The sequence below is a fragment of the Spirulina sp. LEGE 11439 genome (assembly GCF_059821285.1).
In genome coordinates, this window is record NZ_JCAMRX010000034.1 from 11,925 (window position 1) to 28,344 (window position 16,420).

General features: G+C 42.6%; 15 protein-coding genes. 5 read left to right on the top strand and 10 right to left on the bottom strand.

The window, feature by feature from the left end:
* The first annotated feature begins 60 nt into the window (after window positions 1–60).
* Window positions 61–1,074: a 2-hydroxyacid dehydrogenase gene (locus AC6RV6_RS19975; protein WP_500242638.1), complete on the top strand. Its 1,014-nt coding sequence runs from the start codon at window positions 61–63 to the stop codon at window positions 1,072–1,074.
* Here the strand turns inward: AC6RV6_RS19975 and AC6RV6_RS19980 are convergent.
* On the bottom strand, window positions 1,071–1,217 hold the full coding sequence (locus AC6RV6_RS19980) for a hypothetical protein (protein WP_500242639.1): 147 nt from the start codon (window positions 1,215–1,217) through the stop codon (window positions 1,071–1,073). The two genes, AC6RV6_RS19975 and AC6RV6_RS19980, sit on opposite strands and share 4 nt — an antisense overlap.
* Between AC6RV6_RS19980 and AC6RV6_RS19985 the strand changes: the two genes are divergently transcribed.
* Window positions 1,208–4,222, top strand: a complete 3,015-nt coding sequence (locus AC6RV6_RS19985; protein ID WP_500242640.1) for a protein kinase domain-containing protein — start codon at window positions 1,208–1,210, stop codon at window positions 4,220–4,222. The genes AC6RV6_RS19980 and AC6RV6_RS19985 overlap by 10 nt on opposite strands.
* 30 nt (window positions 4,223–4,252) lie before the next feature.
* Here AC6RV6_RS19985 and AC6RV6_RS19990 read toward each other — a convergent pair whose 3' ends face one another.
* The 3 genes from AC6RV6_RS19990 to AC6RV6_RS20000 are packed head-to-tail and all read right to left on the bottom strand — an operon-like array spanning window position 4,253 to window position 8,665.
* Window positions 4,253–6,769, bottom strand: a complete 2,517-nt coding sequence (locus AC6RV6_RS19990) for a phospholipid carrier-dependent glycosyltransferase (RefSeq protein ID WP_500242641.1) — start codon at window positions 6,767–6,769, stop codon at window positions 4,253–4,255.
* A gap of 25 nt (window positions 6,770–6,794) precedes the next feature.
* Window positions 6,795–7,208, bottom strand: a complete 414-nt coding sequence (locus AC6RV6_RS19995) for a GNAT family N-acetyltransferase (RefSeq protein WP_500242642.1) — start codon at window positions 7,206–7,208, stop codon at window positions 6,795–6,797.
* A gap of 38 nt (window positions 7,209–7,246) precedes the next feature.
* Window positions 7,247–8,665 carry an adenylate/guanylate cyclase domain-containing protein gene (locus AC6RV6_RS20000; protein ID WP_500242643.1) on the bottom strand — a complete coding sequence of 473 codons (1,419 nt, stop codon included), beginning with the start codon at window positions 8,663–8,665 and terminating at the stop codon, window positions 7,247–7,249.
* Window positions 8,666–8,840: 175 nt separating this feature from the next.
* Between AC6RV6_RS20000 and AC6RV6_RS20005 the strand changes: the two genes are divergently transcribed.
* Complete coding sequence (locus AC6RV6_RS20005; protein ID WP_500242644.1) at window positions 8,841–10,625, top strand: ABC transporter ATP-binding protein/permease; 1,785 nt, start codon at window positions 8,841–8,843, stop codon at window positions 10,623–10,625.
* Between the two features lie 31 nt (window positions 10,626–10,656).
* Here the strand turns inward: AC6RV6_RS20005 and AC6RV6_RS20010 are convergent, their stop codons facing one another.
* Together AC6RV6_RS20010 and AC6RV6_RS20015 are read right to left on the bottom strand one after the other, a co-directional pair.
* Window positions 10,657–11,262 (bottom strand): YdcF family protein, encoded by a 606-nt coding sequence (locus AC6RV6_RS20010; RefSeq protein ID WP_500242645.1) that lies wholly within the window; start codon window positions 11,260–11,262, stop codon window positions 10,657–10,659.
* Between the two features lie 152 nt (window positions 11,263–11,414).
* Complete coding sequence (locus tag AC6RV6_RS20015; protein ID WP_500242646.1) at window positions 11,415–12,035, bottom strand: DNA endonuclease; 621 nt, start codon at window positions 12,033–12,035, stop codon at window positions 11,415–11,417.
* A 352-nt stretch (window positions 12,036–12,387) separates the two neighbouring features.
* On the opposite strand from AC6RV6_RS20015, the gene ccmS reads away from it, so the two are divergent.
* On the top strand, window positions 12,388–12,843 hold the full coding sequence (gene ccmS / locus AC6RV6_RS20020; protein WP_500242647.1) for a beta-carboxysome assembly chaperone CcmS: 456 nt from the start codon (window positions 12,388–12,390) through the stop codon (window positions 12,841–12,843).
* Between the two features lie 390 nt (window positions 12,844–13,233).
* On the top strand, window positions 13,234–14,124 hold the full coding sequence (locus AC6RV6_RS20025; RefSeq protein WP_500242648.1) for an MBL fold metallo-hydrolase: 891 nt from the start codon (window positions 13,234–13,236) through the stop codon (window positions 14,122–14,124).
* A 21-nt stretch (window positions 14,125–14,145) separates the two neighbouring features.
* Here the strand turns inward: AC6RV6_RS20025 and AC6RV6_RS20030 are convergent, their stop codons facing one another.
* From AC6RV6_RS20030 to AC6RV6_RS20045, 4 genes are read right to left on the bottom strand one after another with little or no spacing between them, the layout of a single operon-like run.
* On the bottom strand, window positions 14,146–14,535 hold the full coding sequence (locus AC6RV6_RS20030; RefSeq protein ID WP_500242649.1) for a RidA family protein: 390 nt from the start codon (window positions 14,533–14,535) through the stop codon (window positions 14,146–14,148).
* Window positions 14,536–14,577: 42 nt separating this feature from the next.
* Window positions 14,578–15,528, bottom strand: a complete 951-nt coding sequence (locus AC6RV6_RS20035; protein ID WP_500242650.1) for an FG-GAP repeat domain-containing protein — start codon at window positions 15,526–15,528, stop codon at window positions 14,578–14,580.
* A gap of 14 nt (window positions 15,529–15,542) precedes the next feature.
* Window positions 15,543–15,863: a (2Fe-2S) ferredoxin domain-containing protein gene (locus AC6RV6_RS20040; protein WP_500242651.1), complete on the bottom strand. Its 321-nt coding sequence runs from the start codon at window positions 15,861–15,863 to the stop codon at window positions 15,543–15,545.
* Between the two features lie 14 nt (window positions 15,864–15,877).
* The gene (locus AC6RV6_RS20045; RefSeq protein WP_500242652.1) at window positions 15,878–16,375 is read right to left on the bottom strand and encodes a molybdenum cofactor biosynthesis protein MoaE; all 498 of its coding nucleotides are present in this window, start codon (window positions 16,373–16,375) and stop codon (window positions 15,878–15,880) included.
* Between the last annotated feature and the right edge of the window lie 45 nt (window positions 16,376–16,420).

The window sequence follows — 16,420 nt, forward strand, 5'->3', positions numbered from 1 at the left end:
GATCGCCGAGATACGCTATCCTGAGCAAGGATCGATCTTTCTCCTTTGAGCATTGAAAGTATGCGCGTTGCCATTTTCAGCACCAAACCCTACGATCGCGAGTTCTTTGAAGCTGCTAACTGTGACGGACAACACGAACTCACTTTTTTAGAAGCCGCCCTCAATCGAGAAACTGCCCCTCTCGCCCGAGAGTTTCCGGCAATTTGCGTCTTTGTCAACGATAATCTAGACGCAGCCACCCTCCTGACTCTCTCTGGAGGCAATACGCGCTTAATTGCCTTGCGCTGTGCGGGTTATAACAATGTCGATCTGGCGATCGCGAAAAACTTAGGTTTCACCATCACGCGAGTTCCCGCTTATTCTCCTTATGCTGTTGCGGAACATACTATCAGTTTGATGTTAGCGTTGAATCGTCGCATTTACCGCGCCTACAATCGCGTCAGAGAAGGAAATTTTGCCCTCTCGGGGATGTTGGGGTTCGATATGCGCGATCGCGTGGCTGCGGTCATCGGGACGGGAAAAATCGGCGCTTTAACAGCCAAACGCCTCAAGGCATTTGACTGTCATTTGGTGGGATACGATGTTTATGAAAATCCCGATTGTCTCGCTTTGGGGATGGAATATCTCCCCCTTGAAGAAGCGATCGCCAAAGCCGATATTATTACCCTGCACTGTCCCCTTTTACCCTCGACTTATCACATTATTAGCGATCGCGCGATCGCCTGCATGAAAAAAGGAGTGATGTTAATTAATACCAGTCGCGGCGGTTTAATCGATACTCAAGCTGTCATTCGCGGCTTAAAATCCGGGCAAATTGGCTATTTAGGGATTGATGTTTACGAGGAAGAAGACAAACTATTTTTTGAAGACTTATCCGATGTTGTCATTCAAGATGATGACTTCGGACGCTTGCTTACTTTTCCGAATGTTTTAATCACCGGACATCAAGCCTTTTTCACCCGAGAAGCCATGACGGAAATTGCCAAAACAACCCTCGCCAATCTTAGCGATTTTGAAAGCGATCGACCCTGTGCCAATAATCTTGACTTGGAAAAGTTAGCAGTTACGTCCTAATCAGACGCATCGTAAAGTTTTATAAAAAGATTTTCCTCAATTGCCAAAAATTTCCTCAATTGCACTGAGAGAGTAACAACAGCTTCAATGCGAGCGATCGCAGGAGTCGAAACTTGATTGAGGAATGATTGCGATGAGTCCATCTATGCCAGAAAAGATCGCAACTAAGAGCGATCGCGTTTGTTATTGCGTTAATCGAAATTGTCAGCAGCCAGAAAATTCTCGCGAGGCTGAGACTTGCAAAAGTTGCGGCTCTAATTTACTGCTGAAAAACCGCTACCGTGCCATTCAACTCATCGGACAAGGAGGTTTTGGCAGAACCTTTAAGGGTGTTGATGAGTCGAAGCGATCGCAGCCTTACTGTGCCATCAAACAATTTTGGCTGCAATCGGGCAGCAATAATACAGAAAAAGCAGCAGAGTTATTCACACAAGAAGCTCAGCGTTTAGAGATGCTCGGATTTCATCCTCACATTCCCGCACTCCTCGATTATTTTACAGAAGCAGACGGTCAGTATTTAGTACAGGAGTTTATCGGAGGAGTCAATTTAGACCAAGAGTTATCGAAAGGAGGACGATGGGACGAAAACAAGGTTCGGCAGCTACTGCTCGATCTGTTGCCCGTGCTGCAATTTATCCACACCTATCAAGTGATTCATCGAGATGTCAAACCCGAAAATATTATTCGCCGCCAAAGCGATCGTGCCTTGATTCTCGTGGATTTTGGCGCGGCAAAATTAATAACGGAAACAGCCTTGGGAAAAACGGGTACGGTCATCGGTTCTGCGGCTTATACCGCCCCGGAACAGGTGAAAGGGAAAGCCGTTTTTGCCAGCGATCTCTACAGTTTGGGCGTAACTTGCATTCATCTACTCACTCAAGTGCAACCTTTCGACTTATTCGATAGTGGCGAAAACGCTTGGCAATGGCGGCATTATTCGAGCAAACCCGTTAGCAAAAAACTGGGGCAAATTCTCGATAAAATGCTAGAAGGGGCAACGAATAAACGCTATCAATCGGCAGCAGAAGTCCTCAAAGAGGTACAAGCAAAACCTGTCAAGATTTGGCAGTCGCGGAAAACTTGGTTCGCGGCGGGTGCGATGATGGTGTTTGCTTTGGTAGGAGTCAAGGCTTTAGTCTCGCCCTTGATACGACAAGTTTCCACTCCTTCGGTTCAGCAAGTTTCTCCCGCCCCAGTGCAGTTAGATACTAGCCATGTAACGCCTCAAAAGCAACCTACTCCCGATCTTGGTGGCTTATACAGTCACTCAGACAATGGAGAAGTGCAGAGTTTTCCTCTAGAACATACTGAAGTAACGGCAAAAATTGCGGGAAATCTGTCCCGAGTGGAAGTAAAGCAAACTTTTACCAATCCTTATGAGAACCCCTTAGAAGCAATTTATCAGTTTCCCCTTCCCGATGATGCCGCCGTAGACGATATGGAAATCCACATCGGCGATCGCGTCATTCGCGGCCTCATCAAAAAGCGCGAGGAAGCCAAAAAAATTTACGAGGAAGCCAAACAAGCCGGTAAAACGGCTGGATTATTGGAACAAGAACGCCCTAATATCTTTACTCAATCTTTGGCCAATATCCAACCCGGTGAAAAAATCGATGTCGTCATTCGCTATACCAATAGCCTCGAATTCATCGGAGGAGACTATGAATTTATCTTTCCTTTGGTGGTGGCACCGCGCTATATTCCCGGTACGCCAACAGGTCGCAAAAGTAAACCTGGTGAGGCTTGGGCTTCTTCTCCGCCTTTATTTCCAGAGACTCGCTCCGGTCGCGATATTAATGTAACGATAGATATTGATGCGGGGGTGGAAATTTCCCAAGTGCGATCGCCTTCTCATCATGTTGCGATTCAAAATACTGGCGATCGCGCCCGCGTGCAACTGGGCGATCGCGATATCATTCCCAACCAAGACCTCATTCTGCGCTATCAGGTCATGGGGACAGAAACCCAAGCAACGGTACTCACTCAATCGAATCAACAGGGCGGTCATTTTGCCACTTATTTAATTCCCGCCGTGGAATACAATCCCAACGAGATCGTCCCTAAAGATGTCGTCTTTTTAATCGATACCTCCGGATCGCAATCGGGAGAGCCGATCGCGCAATCCCAAGAACTGATGCGCCAGTTTATTAGCGGTCTCAATGCAGACGATACCTTCACGATTATCGACTTTTCTAATACTGCCAACAAACTATCGAACAAACCCTTGGCGAATACCCGAGATAATCGTTCCCGAGCCTTAAGCTATATCAGTCAACTGGATGCCAACGGCGGTACGGAGTTCATGAATGGCCTCAATACCGTGCTAAATTTTCCGGCGGCGGCTGAGGGACGATTGCGGAGTATCGTTTTACTGACCGATGGTTTAATTGGTAATGATGAATATGTCATCGGACAGGTGCGCGATCGCTTGAAACCGGGCAACCGCTTATATAGTTTTGGAGTGGGTTCTTCCAGCAATCGCTTTTTGCTCGATCGCCTTGCAGATGTAGGACGGGGAACTGTTACGGTTTTATCCCCTCGGGAAGATGCCGTTGAGGTGGCAGAAAAATTCTTCCGAGAGATCAATAATCCAGTGGTGACCAATATTGAAGTGAAATGGATCGGCAATGGGGACGCACTGGAAATCTATCCACAGAAAACACCAGATTTATTTGCCAGTCAACCTCTGATATTGTACGGACGCAAAGGCGATCGCCGCAGTGGCAAACTTGAAATTTCCGGAACGCTTGCGGGAGGAAAACGCTACAAAAAGCTATTGGATGTCAACTTCGAGCAAGTGAGTGGTAATGGCGCGATCGCGCAATTATGGGGGAGATCGCGGATCGAAGACTTAATGAATCAAATGTACGGACAAGAAACCCCCAAGATAGTCAAAGCCATTACGGAGACGGCGCTAAATTATCGTCTGCTGTCGAAATATACAGCTTTTGTTGCTGTTAGCGACGAAATGCCAGTCAATCCCCACCGCAAACGCAACTCTGCAAAAGTCTCTCAAAAGATAAATCTTGTCCTAGGATCCGGTGCGCGAATACCAGAATACCGAGGAATTGGTAACCTATTTGCAATTTTGATCCTCGTGCTGTTCTTTACTCGCAAGCGGTGGTATCGCACGCGACAAAAAGATTAACTATTTTTTGAATTTAAAATTAGAAAGATTTCAAACTAAAGGTTTGAGAACCTTCCACGCCTCGATCGCCCTGCCTTGTAACAGGGCAGAAATGCCGTATAAAACCTGAAATTCAGGGAGATCGGGTTGGAGTTTGAGGGCCGGTTTTAAAGCTATTTCCGCCGCTTTCGGATGCCATTGATAGAGATAAATGAAGGCAACATAAGCATGGGCAAAAGGGTTATTTTCGTCAAGATCGGCAGCCATCTTCATTGCTTCTAAGGTTCCGGGAGCATCTTCTTGTAATGCTCGCGCTAAAGCTAATCCATAGGTTAAATTGAGTTGCGTAGGAAAAGGACAATTAGAAATAGATTCACAAGTGTTTATTTCTTCATTTAAACGGTATTCTAATGTTTTCTCAGCCTGCACTAAATAATCTTGTTGAGGAGCGTATTGATTGAAACGACCGATTTGTTCAAAAATAGGATCTAATCCTTCAATTCCTTTGGGTAATTCTAGGGCTAAAGTTCGCAACTGAGTGACAAAATCCAACTCGGGAGCAGGAGATGGGGTGGCATTGGGATCGATCGCGAGAGTTACGGGAGGGACAGAAATAGGATAGGTTTCTCCTGTTTCTCGGTTTAAATAAATCGCATCGAGAGTATAGTCTTGAGGAATGACAGACTCGGGAGGAAGCATTGCTGTTTGTTCGATAATGCGAAAAGAATCTGACTGTTTTTCAGAAGGCTGACGGTGTAATTTTCCCATGCCAATACCGCGATCGTGCAACCAAAAAGAATCATTATTTCCCGTCACCGATCGCCATTTTAATAAGACCAAACCTTGTTGGAGTTCTTGCCAAGATCCCGACCATTCATAGGTGATGGGAACAGGCATACCGGGAGGCGTTTTAGCCGGGACGAGAATGCGATCGAGTTGCACTTTTTCTCTTGGAGATGCGATCGCTTCAACGATAACGGGAGGTTGTTTGCGATGATAAAGGGATAGGGTTTCGCCATTAGGAAGCTCCCATTCTTTGTGTAAGTTAAAATCGGGACGATCTGGTAAACTTTCAGCTAAAGCCAATTGAGTATCTTTCGTTAAGCCATTATCTCCTGTCTGTGTGACGAACCAATGCAGCGATCGCGCATCTTGTTGTAAGTGTTCTTCACTCGATCCGGTTTCTCGTCCGTACACTTTAAAATCAGCTAAAGCACCGAGATAATTAATATTATTATGGTTAATACTTTCGGTACTGGGAATCGTTCCTACTGTTGCCGTAAGATAGGGTTCAATTTGGGTAATTTCAGCAATGATTTCTTGATGGGGATAACGTCCTCCTAAATAAGTTTTAAAAGGAGGGCTGGGGCTTAATAAATCTGCAACAGGAGTCAATCCCGGAATGGGAAATATTTTTACCAACATCAAGCAAAATGCTAATCCAATGGTTACCCAGCGCATAAACTGCCATTTTCCTTGCCATAAGGTTAAACAATACGCTAAGAAAACAGCAACTACCGGTAAATAAGGCATAATAAAACGTGGGTCTTTATTATAAATTGCCGAACAGATTAAATAAGAACCAAAGAAATAAAGACCCAACCATAAAATAGAAGCAATGGGTAATTGGTAATCTCTCAGAGGAGATCGTTTTGAGAATTTTCTGAAAAGGTGTAAGAGTAAGCCAACGAGAGGAATAAGGATCAGTACCCAAGAGAGCGATCGCGGCATCAAATCCCAATAAAATAACCACGCATCGAGAGTATTAAGAGTCGGATCGCCTTCACTAGATGCAGGAATAGCATTAGCGTTTTGAGAAGTGCTAAATAAATAAATAAAATTAGCTCGATACCACGTTCCCCAAAGTAATGTAGAAACAAGAAAACTAGAAATTAATTGAGCAATCCTTTCCCATTTCCGTTGCCAGAGATAGCGGATTGCTAAATATAAAATCGGAAAAAAGAGAAAGAAGAGAATATTTTGTTTGGTCATTAATCCCAAACCCAAACAAATCCCCAAAATAATACTCCACAACCAACTTTGTTTGCGAAATTTTTGTTGAGTCCAAAGCGTTAAACAACAAAAACAGGCTACAGTAAAAGCTGTAACAGGGATGTCAAGAAGATATTGTAATCGCCAGCGATAAAGTTCTGGCATAACAATACAGAAAGCGGCAGCATAAACCCCGGTTAAAGGATTAAATAAATGTTTGCCAAGGTAATAAACCGAAAGGAGAAGAATCCCATTATAAAGTAAATTAACAAGTAAGGCTTGGTCTGCTCCTTGTCCAAAAATTTGTTGAAAAGGAGCCGTTAAAAGATAGGTTAGAGGAGGATATTTGTTCGTTAGCGTCCAGAAATAATTCCACCATTCTCCATCAAAGAAACGAATATTTTGTAAAGCGTGGAGATAATTCAGAGATCCTGTTAAATGATTGCTTTGATCCCATGCAGGGACGGTGCGATCGAGAGCGATCCAAAGGCGATCGCAAATGACAGCAACAAACCAAATGATACCGACAATTTGAATGGCTTGAGGATGAGTCAAAGAATCTTTCTTTTTAAACATAAAAATCGTTTTCTGTCAAGTCTCCCTAAAACTTCTTAACCATTTTAATATGAGGAATGCCCGCTTCTGCAAATTGTTTCCCCATCGGTTCAAAACCCAATTTTTGATATAGTCCTTGAATGTAGGTTTGTGCATTAGCGATCGCTTCCTGTGCCTGCTTTTGCCTTGCACGCTTCAATACCACTTGCATCAATTGCATCCCAATGTTTTTACCTCTTGCTTCTTTTAACACAGCCAATCGCTCTATTTTAGCAGTCTGAGTGTCTAAAAATCTTAGTCTTGCAGTTCCCACAGCCTTTCCTTGCCAATACGCTAAAAAGTGTTCGGCAGTTTCATCATTGCCATCAAATTCCAGTTCAAAAGGAACATTTTGTTCGTCTTGAAAAACTTGCTTGCGAATTGATTGCAAATTTTTTATTTCTGCTGAGTACGTAACCATTTTAATTTCCAGATCGCTCATATTTTGATTGTAAATCCTTAAAGTTCTTCTTTTTTGTCAATTAATAAATAAGCGAGCATTGTTCCCTTCCCTTTAATCTCGATCGCACCGCGTTTTTGAAAAAGATAGCGATCTTGCAAACAATTATAAGTTGCTTCACTCACTTGAATTTGCCCTGAAAGTCCTTGCGATTCCATACGACTGGCAACATTAACCGCATCTCCCCAAAGATCGTAAATAAATTTTTTTGTACCAATAACTCCTGCAACGACAGATCCTGTATTCATACCAATACGAATTTGTAAATCGTACTGATAGTTTTGCGCGATTATCTTTAATTCTTCTATCATATCTAGTGCCATATTCGCAACAGGAGCAGCACTATCGCAGACAGGGATGGGCAAACCGCCAACAACCATATAATTATCGCCAATAGTTTTGATTTTTTCCAGATTGTAGCGATCGGTAAGGCGATCGAAAATAGAAAAAATCTCATTCAGTAAACTCACTAATTGTTCTGGAGAAATTTTCGCTGAGAGCTTTGTAAAACCAACAATATCAGCAAACATAATCGTTACATTATCATATCTTTTGGCAATATTACTTCTTCCTTCCTTCAAAGATTCTGCGATTGATTTGGGGAGAATATTGAGCAGTAATTCTTCCGATTTCTTTTGTTCTTGTAGTAACATTTCACTGGCTTTTTTGCGCTCGCTAATTTCAGACCCTACTCGAAAAACCATGTCCTGAAAGGCTTGCATAACTTCCCCGAGTTCGTCTTGACGATCGCTAGGGAAAGATTGTAACTCTAAATCAGTGCGATCGTGACTTAATGATTCTCCTGCAAGATGAAGATCGTCTCGCAGGCGTAAAATAGGAACGATAACAGTATATCCTACGGCAAGCATGGTAACGACCGTAACAAATGCACCAATAATAATAATGAGAAGAGAAATGCGAAAGATATATTGATATAATTTACCTTGTATATCGCTGGCATTATGACGGATAATAAATACGCGATCGATTCCTAGATATTCTGCCGATAAAGCAACATCATAATATGAACCTTCTCGACGATATTGAGTTCTCATTTTTTGCTGAAGATCGGAATATTTTAACTGAGGAGAAACACCAAACTCTCGTTGATTGCTGCCATCACGATCGTAAATTGCCAACCCTGAAATTAATTCAGATTCCTCAACGAGAGAATCAATTTCTTGTTCTAATAAATGAGAACTCATCTTTCGTTCAGTTAAAATAATAATCGAATTTATTTTTGCTTTTGCCAAATCTTCTAATTGTCTTAATAGATCTTGTTCTTCTCGATAATAAGAAGGAATCAAAATAAGAATTTCAATGACAAGAATACCGAGAAAAACCCAGCAACTAATATAACGAGATAGTCTCGCTTTAAATAAAGAATTACAAGCAAAGAAAAACTTAGAAGAAATCATATTGTCTGTCAATTATTCTCAAATTTTAGAATGAGCTAACTCATTTACAAGTTACGCATATTATGCTAAGGTTTCCGGAAAACTCTCCCCTATGACCTCTCCATTCTACTCTTGATTTTTGAGCCTTTCTCGATCGCCTGATATTCCTCCTTGAATTTTAACGCATTGCCTAATATTGTCATTGCGATCGCGCGATCGCGGCATTTCCCGCTATAGTAATCTAGATAATACCGATCGAAGTGAAGGGCAAGTGAAACGATTCAATCTCAAAATTTTCTCACGATTCTGGGCGATCGCTAAACCCTATTGGCTGGGACGGGAAAAATGGAAAGCCTTAGCCTTATTATTATTAGTACTTTTGTTATTAGCGAGTTATACTCAATTAGCCGTGCGCTTGAATACAGAAATCGGTAATATCACTACATTTCTAGCAAAAAAAGATGTAACAAAATTTTGGGAAACTATTAGAATTTTCTTTGGAATATTAGTAGTGTATGTTCCTCTTATTGCAGGATACTACTATTTACGAGAAAAATTAGGATTATTATGGAGAAAATGGTTAACAGACTACTATCTCCAACGATATTTCAATCATCGCTCTTTTTACGATCTTCTCAACCACAATGAGATTGATAATCCAGATCAACGAATTTCTGAAGATATTCGTGCATTTACCAATGAATCTCTCCGATTTTGTACCATTTTCTTGGAAGCTATACTGAAGATTATTCTCTTTAGTATTGCATTATGGAAAATTTCTAAAATTCTCGTTTTGTTGCTTATCGTCTATTCACTAATTGGCAACCTGATAACAATTGGTTTATTTGGTAAGATTCTCGTTCGTCTCAACTTCGAACAACTTAAAAAAGAGGCAAACTTTCGTTTTGCTTTAGTTCGGATTAGAGAAAATGCAGAATCTATAGCTTTTTATCACGGAGAATTGCAAGAATCAAATCAAACTAAATCTATTTTTGAGGATGTTTTCCAAAATTATAATAAATTGATTCTTTGGCGAGATCTAAATTTTAGATTATTGTCAAATACTTATTTCTTTCTTCCTTATGTTATCCCTTCTATTGCCATTGGCCCAATCATTTTATCTGGCGAACTAGATATTGGTAAACTAGCAGAAGCTAGTGGTGCTTTTTTTACTATCGTTTATTCCTTGAATGAAATTGTTAGGTACTTTGAGAATTTAACAGAATTTGCTGCAGGAATCGATCGCCTTTATACCTTTGAAGATTATTTACAAAAACCGAGAAGCGTGCGAGAAAACCTGCCTGAAACTGCCACAACAATCGATACAGTCGAAAATTCTCGATTGAGCATCGATCGCTTAACTTTGCAAACTCCTAACTATCAGCGTATCCTCTTCAGCGATCTTTCCTTAGCTTTGCAACCGCAACAAGGATTACTCGTTGTCGGGCCGAGTGGGTGTGGGAAAAGCTCTCTTTTGCGAGCGATCGCGGGACTGTGGGATGCCGGAACCGGACGCATTACCCGACCTCAACTCGATGACACTATCTTTTTACCCCAACGACCCTACATGATTATAGGAACATTGCGAGAACAATTGCTTTATCCTCACGGCGATCGCGCGATCGGCAATGAAGAATTGCAAGCTATCTTACAGCAAGTCAATTTATCTAGTTTAGACCAACAATATGGCGGGTTTACAGCTATAGAAAATTGGTCAGAACGCCTTTCTTTAGGAGAACAACAACGGATTGCTTTTGCACGTATTCTCCTGAGTAAACCTCATTATGCGATACTGGACGAAGCAACAAGTGCATTAGATATTGAGAATGAAAAACGACTGTATGAGAGTTTATTAGCTTCCCAAACCACCTTTATTAGTGTTGGACATCGCCCGACTTTGAAACAATATCATCAATGGATTTTGGAATTATCGGAAAGTCAAGAATGGACATTAAAACCAATAGAAATGTCTAGAGATTAAAAACACGATCGCTAAAATTCTTGCCAAAGTTCTAATCAATCTTATCTTTTAAACTCACTGCTGTTTTTCCTGTAAAAAGCCATAAAAATGCTCGTCCGCTATCCCGCACTGTTTTATAAAATGGTTCTGGTTTTCCTCCAGACTTAACGACTCTCGGTTTGAGAATAATGCCTCGAGAGCCAAAAACAATTTCGCCGACAATCCTAGCGCGCAGCATATGATTTTCTGAAGTGATCAAATAAACGCTTTCAACACCTGCCAATTGTAAGCGATCGACTAAGGCGGTAAAATTGGTGACAGTATCTTGGGCATCATAATCAAGATCGACGCGATCGCGAGCAATCCCCGCTTTATCAAATATTTCCTGAAACGCATACCCTTTTGGGCTTCCCGAAGACACCCAAATCTTGAATTCAGGGTTCTGTTGCGCTAATTTTGCTGCGGCAACTTCTCGCTTTTCCAATCCTCCCAAAACAAAAATATCAGTGGGTTGTACTAATATACTTTGTAATTCTTTATAGGCAAAAAAAAGGCAAACAACTAAGACTGGACAAAACCAAAAAAACGATCGCTTTTTACGCTGTTGATAAGAAGTTGTCCCAGAAAAGATCGAACGAGATGCGAACTTTAAAACCATTCTTAGTGATTAGTTATTGATAATTGTTCATTGATAATTGTTCATTGAAAAAACGGGACTGGCCGGATTCGAACCGGCGACCTAGCGCTTCAGATTGGTGTGAGTTTCCCCACTCTCTGGACTATTCCTTCATCCTAGGTCTTTTTACACCCTTAGATGGTAGCCGTTATGTTGTAGGAGGTTTCTATTTTATAGAGCATACTGGGGTAAATATACGGCTGAAGAAGCGCACAAAATTGCTTTCCGGCTTTAGTTCCCAGGCGCAAGCGATAAACGTCTTTTACCTTGCTCAATCCCCAATGGATATCCCACACTTCAGCAAAATAATTAACAATTGTTTCACTTTCGGTTTGGGAGGTGCGAGTATTCAGGAAAATTTCTAGAGAAGAAATGCGATCGCTTCTTCTTTTGAAAGATTTTGTCCCTTTATCCATGAACCATATTGCTAGCCCTTGAGGAGTCAAAAAATCCAGAAATTTTCGGGAAATTTTTTGCTTGTTTTCTCGGTATAGCCGCTTAATTAACATCCTCGTTAAAGGAATTAATTTGGGTTCGATGCGAATAATGATTTTTCCTGTTTTTAACGTTTGGCGATCGCAGGACACCTTTTTCCGAGTAATGCTTTCGAGGAGTGTTTTCTTAAAAAAAAGATATTCCTCTTGGGGGAGAGAATGTTGAATGAAAAAATTGTGACCATTTTTTCTTCCCCATCCCAATAGCATTCCTGCAAGAATTCCCCGTTGCTCTTTTTTGGATGAGACATTAAAGTCCATCGATTTGACTCTCTACAACCAGTCTCTGCACCTTCCTCAAAAATCAATAATTTCTGAGGCTTGGCTCAAGATTACCCTATTCTCGAAAGAACTTAGACTTTCTTGAGTTTGACTACATTCACACTTGAAGTTTCCTCCAAGGTGCCCGATCGTTCAGGAGGCGCTTGCTCTATCCTGCTGAGCCACAGCCCCTTATTGTGGCGATCGCTCCCCAAGGAAGCAACCGCTTCTCTCAATCAAAAAATTGATTGAGAGAGTTCAGTGCATATTTTAGCAGGACTTTTGAATTTTCTGTCAGATTCTTAGAGGAAAATCGGATGAAACCCTTGTCTTGTGCTATTTTAGGGGAACAATGAGAATCGCAGGTCAAGGAGAAACAATGGAGCAACCCAATTCAGAGAATGAGGTTTGGAAATACCATCTCGATCGCTTTGCCGATGAGTATAGCCATCAATTGGCTGCTTTGAGTTGGGGACTGCATTTAGACCATCCCGATCGCGAGGAAACCTTGGGATTGAATTTACAACCCACTCCTCATTTTGTCTTTTGTTCTCGGGATGCGATCGAAAAGCTCAATCGCAATACCGGAAACCGATTGCAAGAAACCATCGGCTTGATTAATGCCCATCAGCCAGAAACAGAAGTGCTGATTATTGCGATTGGTGCAGGTCAAATCAAACTCCTCTATTTTGAACCCGATGTTCCGCCTCCAAGCTGTTTCGAGAAATCCCAGCAAACAACAGAGGCTATTCTCCGAGAACTCGAAGATTGCCTAGCCGCTATACTAGAGGGAGTCAGTTCTCGTTGAGCGGGAGCAGATAAAGAAGAATAGCGATCTCTAAAGTTATTGAGTTAGCGCGATCGCGAAGAGAAAACAGTCATTGCCTCAAACTGCGATCGAGATCGCCGAGCAAGACGATCGAACTCTCAGACAAACTGTTGCACTCCTGTTATTCTCCATGAATTAGACTCAGTATAAACTCGGATTGTCTATCCTTAACTCAAATCGATGCAGGCAAAACGAGACCTGATACTTATAAAAATTTTCTCAGATTGTTCCTGACTTGCCCTATTTTGCGGCGCAACTTGTAATTAGAGTATCTTAGCCAATTTAGCCTTTGCGATCGCCAATCTCAACAAATTCGCTCAATTACCCGACTGTTTAATTGACCATCTTAATCGACCCTCAACACTACTTATGGCCAACCAATCCGATCGATTCATCATTAACTTTTGGGGAGTTCGCGGTAGTATTCCCTGTCCGGGGGCGGAAACCGTCCGCTATGGTGGGAATACTCCCTGTATTGAAATGGTTGTTGGCAGCGAACGCTTGATCTTTGATGGCGGTACGGGATTGCGGGTTTTGGGGCAAACGTTGCTCGGACAAATGCCCATTGAGGCCAATATATTTTTTACGCATTCCCATTGGGATCACATTCAAGGATTTCCTTTTTTTACGCCAGCTTTTATCAAAGGAAATCGCTTTAATATTTATGGTGCGGTAGCCCCCAATGGTTCGACGATCAAACAGCGCCATCACGACCAAATGTTACATCCTAATTTTCCCGTTCCCTTGCAAATCATGCAGGCAAATTTACAATTTTATGACTTGGGTATTGGGGAAAAAGTCCAAATTGGAGAAGCGATCGTCGAAAATGCCAAACTCAACCATCCCGGGGAAGCGATCGGTTATCGGGTTAGCTGGCGGGGATTAACGGTCGCTTATGTCACCGATACAGAACATTTCCCCGATCGCCTCGATGAAAATGTTTTACATCTAGCCGATCGCGCTGATGTTCTTGTTATCGATGCAACGTATACCGATGAAGAATATTACGATCCAAAAACCAGTAAAGTCGGCTGGGGACATTCGACTTGGCAAGAAGCCGTTAAAATTGCTCGCACCGCAAAAGTCAAAAAATTAGTTATATTTCATCACGATCCCCTACACAATGATGATTTTTTAGATGCTGTGGGCGAAAAAGTTGCCGCCGCTTATCCGGGTTCTATTCTCGCACGGGAAGGCAAGTCAATTGAATTAATTCCCCTGACCGGAGAACCTACAGAAAAAATTTTGCTGGGTAATTAATAATAGATAATAGAGAATTACCTATTCGCCACAATACACAATCAGATCGATTTCAACATCACCCATGCCCGCTAGACCTAGCACGCCGACTGTAGTGCGACAGGGCATTTTTCCATCTTGAAAATAAGACGAATAAATTTTATTGACAGTCTCAAAATAGCGCATATCAGTAATAAAAACTCTGGCCATAACAGCTTTATCTAAACTCGTTCCGACTTCTGCTAAAACTAACTGTAAATTATCCATGACCTGCCGTACTTGTTGGTCTATTTCACCAACGATCATTTCTCCAGTTTCCGGATCTTCTGATAATTGACCCGTTACAAACAGAAAATCTCCCGCACGAATGGCATGGGGAAACGGTCCAAATAAAGGCAGCTTTCCATCCTGTAAAATAATTCTCTCAAACATAACTGGCTCTCCAATTCATAACTGATAACTGATAACTGATAACTACCATTCGCGGACTTCAGATAATTTCACGGCAATTCCCGTTTTATTAACAACGATCGCATCGGCGCGACCGTTGCCAGTAATATCGGCAAAATTCGTACTGACATCACCATAATAAATGCCTTGCGCCCAAGTTTCATTTGGGGCAAAGGCGGAACCAGTAGACCGTCTTACCGTCACGCCATCTCGATTAATCACGATCGCATCGGCTTTCCCATCTCCCGTCACATCCGCAAAAAAATTGCCCATTTCACCAAAGTAAACATTCTCGCTCCAAGTTTCATTTGCACCAAACCGATTGCCTCGCGATCGCCGCACGCCAATACCCGTATTATTGACCACAATGGCATCATCTCGACCATCTCCCGTCACATCCGCAAAATAAATGCCGCGATCGCCGAAATATTCTCCCTCTACCCAAGTTTCATTGGCTAAAAATTGCGTCCCTGTCGATCGCCCAACCCCAATCCCATTTTTGTTGACGACAATGGCATCGGCTTTCCCGTCTCCCGTCACATCTGCAAAAAAAGTACCGCGATCGCCATAATACGGACGATCCAGCCAAGTTTGATGAGGAGCAAAATCCGATAATTTTGCTAGACTGACTCCGATGCCGCTTTCGTTGACCACAATAGCATCAGCTTTGCCATCTCCTGTAACATCGGCGAAGAAATTGCCCCGCTCTCCCAAATAAGCGCGAGCAAGCCAAGGTTCTGCCTCGGCAAAACGAGACCCAGTAGAACGCCTGATCGTAATGCCGCGATCGTTGACAGCGATCGCATCGGCGCGACCGTCTCCCGTCACATCCGCAAAAAACGTGCCGCGATCGCCGTAATAAGGGATATCCAACCACGACCGAGTATTGCCGAATTGTGCTAATTTTGCTCCCAATACACTTAAGATAGCAATGCCGACAACAAGAGCAGCAGCAATTTTATAATTGATTTTCATGGTTTTGTGTCGTGCTATAAAAAGCTATAGTACGAATGAATGCGAGGATGTAATTTTTCCTCGACGGGTTTGCCTTCATGCAAATGTTGCTGGACGATGCGCGGTACATCTTCTGGGGAGAGGCGACAATACCATGTTTCCTCGGGAATAATGCGAGCATTAGGAGCCATATTACACTGCCCCAAACAATCCGAAGCAACAATCTCGACATCATCGGGAAGATCGGCAGTTTGCCAAGCCTTTAACAATTCTTTACCCCCGCGAGCCAAACAAGTACAATTTTGACAGACAAGGACGGTTCGCAAATCGGCGTGCTGCTTCTGAGGAGAATTCATGCTTTATTTTTAATCTAACAATTTCCTTGTTCTTGCTCGCACGCTCCAATACTAACCCAACTACTCGAACCGTCTGCCCCATGTTCCTTTTTCCAGATGGGAGCATTGTGTTTTAACGTATCGATCGCGTAGCGACAGGCTGCAAAGGCCTCAGCGCGGTGAGGACACCCCACAGCAACCAAAACGCTAATTTCTCCCACTTTTAAGCGTCCGATGCGATGATGGATAACAACGCGATTGGTTTGCGGCCATTTTTTGCTTATATCGGCGGCAATTTGCTGAAAAATTGCGATCGCCATCGGTTCGTAGGCTTGATATTCTAATAAGGTAACGGGTTTGCCGTCGGTGCGATCGCGGACTGTGCCGCTCATGACGACAATGGCACCATTGGCAGCACTGTCAGCCAAGCGATAAACCTCATCGAGAGAGAGGGGAGCAAAGGTAATTTTTAGACTATCTCGTCCGCGATCGGCGAGATTCGAGAGAGAGGCAGAATCGAAGACAAGATTCATGGGAGATAATGATTGAAGTGAGAGGTATGACTCGCATCTTATTAA

Coding starts and splice junctions, on each gene's coding strand:
- AC6RV6_RS19975 (WP_500242638.1), top strand. CDS start 61: ATGCGCGTTGCCATTTTCAGCACCAAACCCTACGATCGCGAGTTCTTT.
- AC6RV6_RS19985 (WP_500242640.1), top strand. CDS start 1,208: ATGAGTCCATCTATGCCAGAAAAGATCGCAACTAAGAGCGATCGCGTT.
- AC6RV6_RS19980 (WP_500242639.1), bottom strand. CDS start 1,217: ATGGACTCATCGCAATCATTCCTCAATCAAGTTTCGACTCCTGCGATC.
- AC6RV6_RS19990 (WP_500242641.1), bottom strand. CDS start 6,769: ATGTTTAAAAAGAAAGATTCTTTGACTCATCCTCAAGCCATTCAAATT.
- AC6RV6_RS19995 (WP_500242642.1), bottom strand. CDS start 7,208: ATGGTTACGTACTCAGCAGAAATAAAAAATTTGCAATCAATTCGCAAG.
- AC6RV6_RS20000 (WP_500242643.1), bottom strand. CDS start 8,665: ATGATTTCTTCTAAGTTTTTCTTTGCTTGTAATTCTTTATTTAAAGCG.
- AC6RV6_RS20010 (WP_500242645.1), bottom strand. CDS start 11,262: ATGGTTTTAAAGTTCGCATCTCGTTCGATCTTTTCTGGGACAACTTCT.
- AC6RV6_RS20015 (WP_500242646.1), bottom strand. CDS start 12,035: ATGGACTTTAATGTCTCATCCAAAAAAGAGCAACGGGGAATTCTTGCA.
- ccmS (WP_500242647.1), top strand. CDS start 12,388: ATGAGAATCGCAGGTCAAGGAGAAACAATGGAGCAACCCAATTCAGAG.
- AC6RV6_RS20025 (WP_500242648.1), top strand. CDS start 13,234: ATGGCCAACCAATCCGATCGATTCATCATTAACTTTTGGGGAGTTCGC.
- AC6RV6_RS20030 (WP_500242649.1), bottom strand. CDS start 14,535: ATGTTTGAGAGAATTATTTTACAGGATGGAAAGCTGCCTTTATTTGGA.
- AC6RV6_RS20035 (WP_500242650.1), bottom strand. CDS start 15,528: ATGAAAATCAATTATAAAATTGCTGCTGCTCTTGTTGTCGGCATTGCT.
- AC6RV6_RS20040 (WP_500242651.1), bottom strand. CDS start 15,863: ATGAATTCTCCTCAGAAGCAGCACGCCGATTTGCGAACCGTCCTTGTC.
- AC6RV6_RS20045 (WP_500242652.1), bottom strand. CDS start 16,375: ATGAATCTTGTCTTCGATTCTGCCTCTCTCTCGAATCTCGCCGATCGC.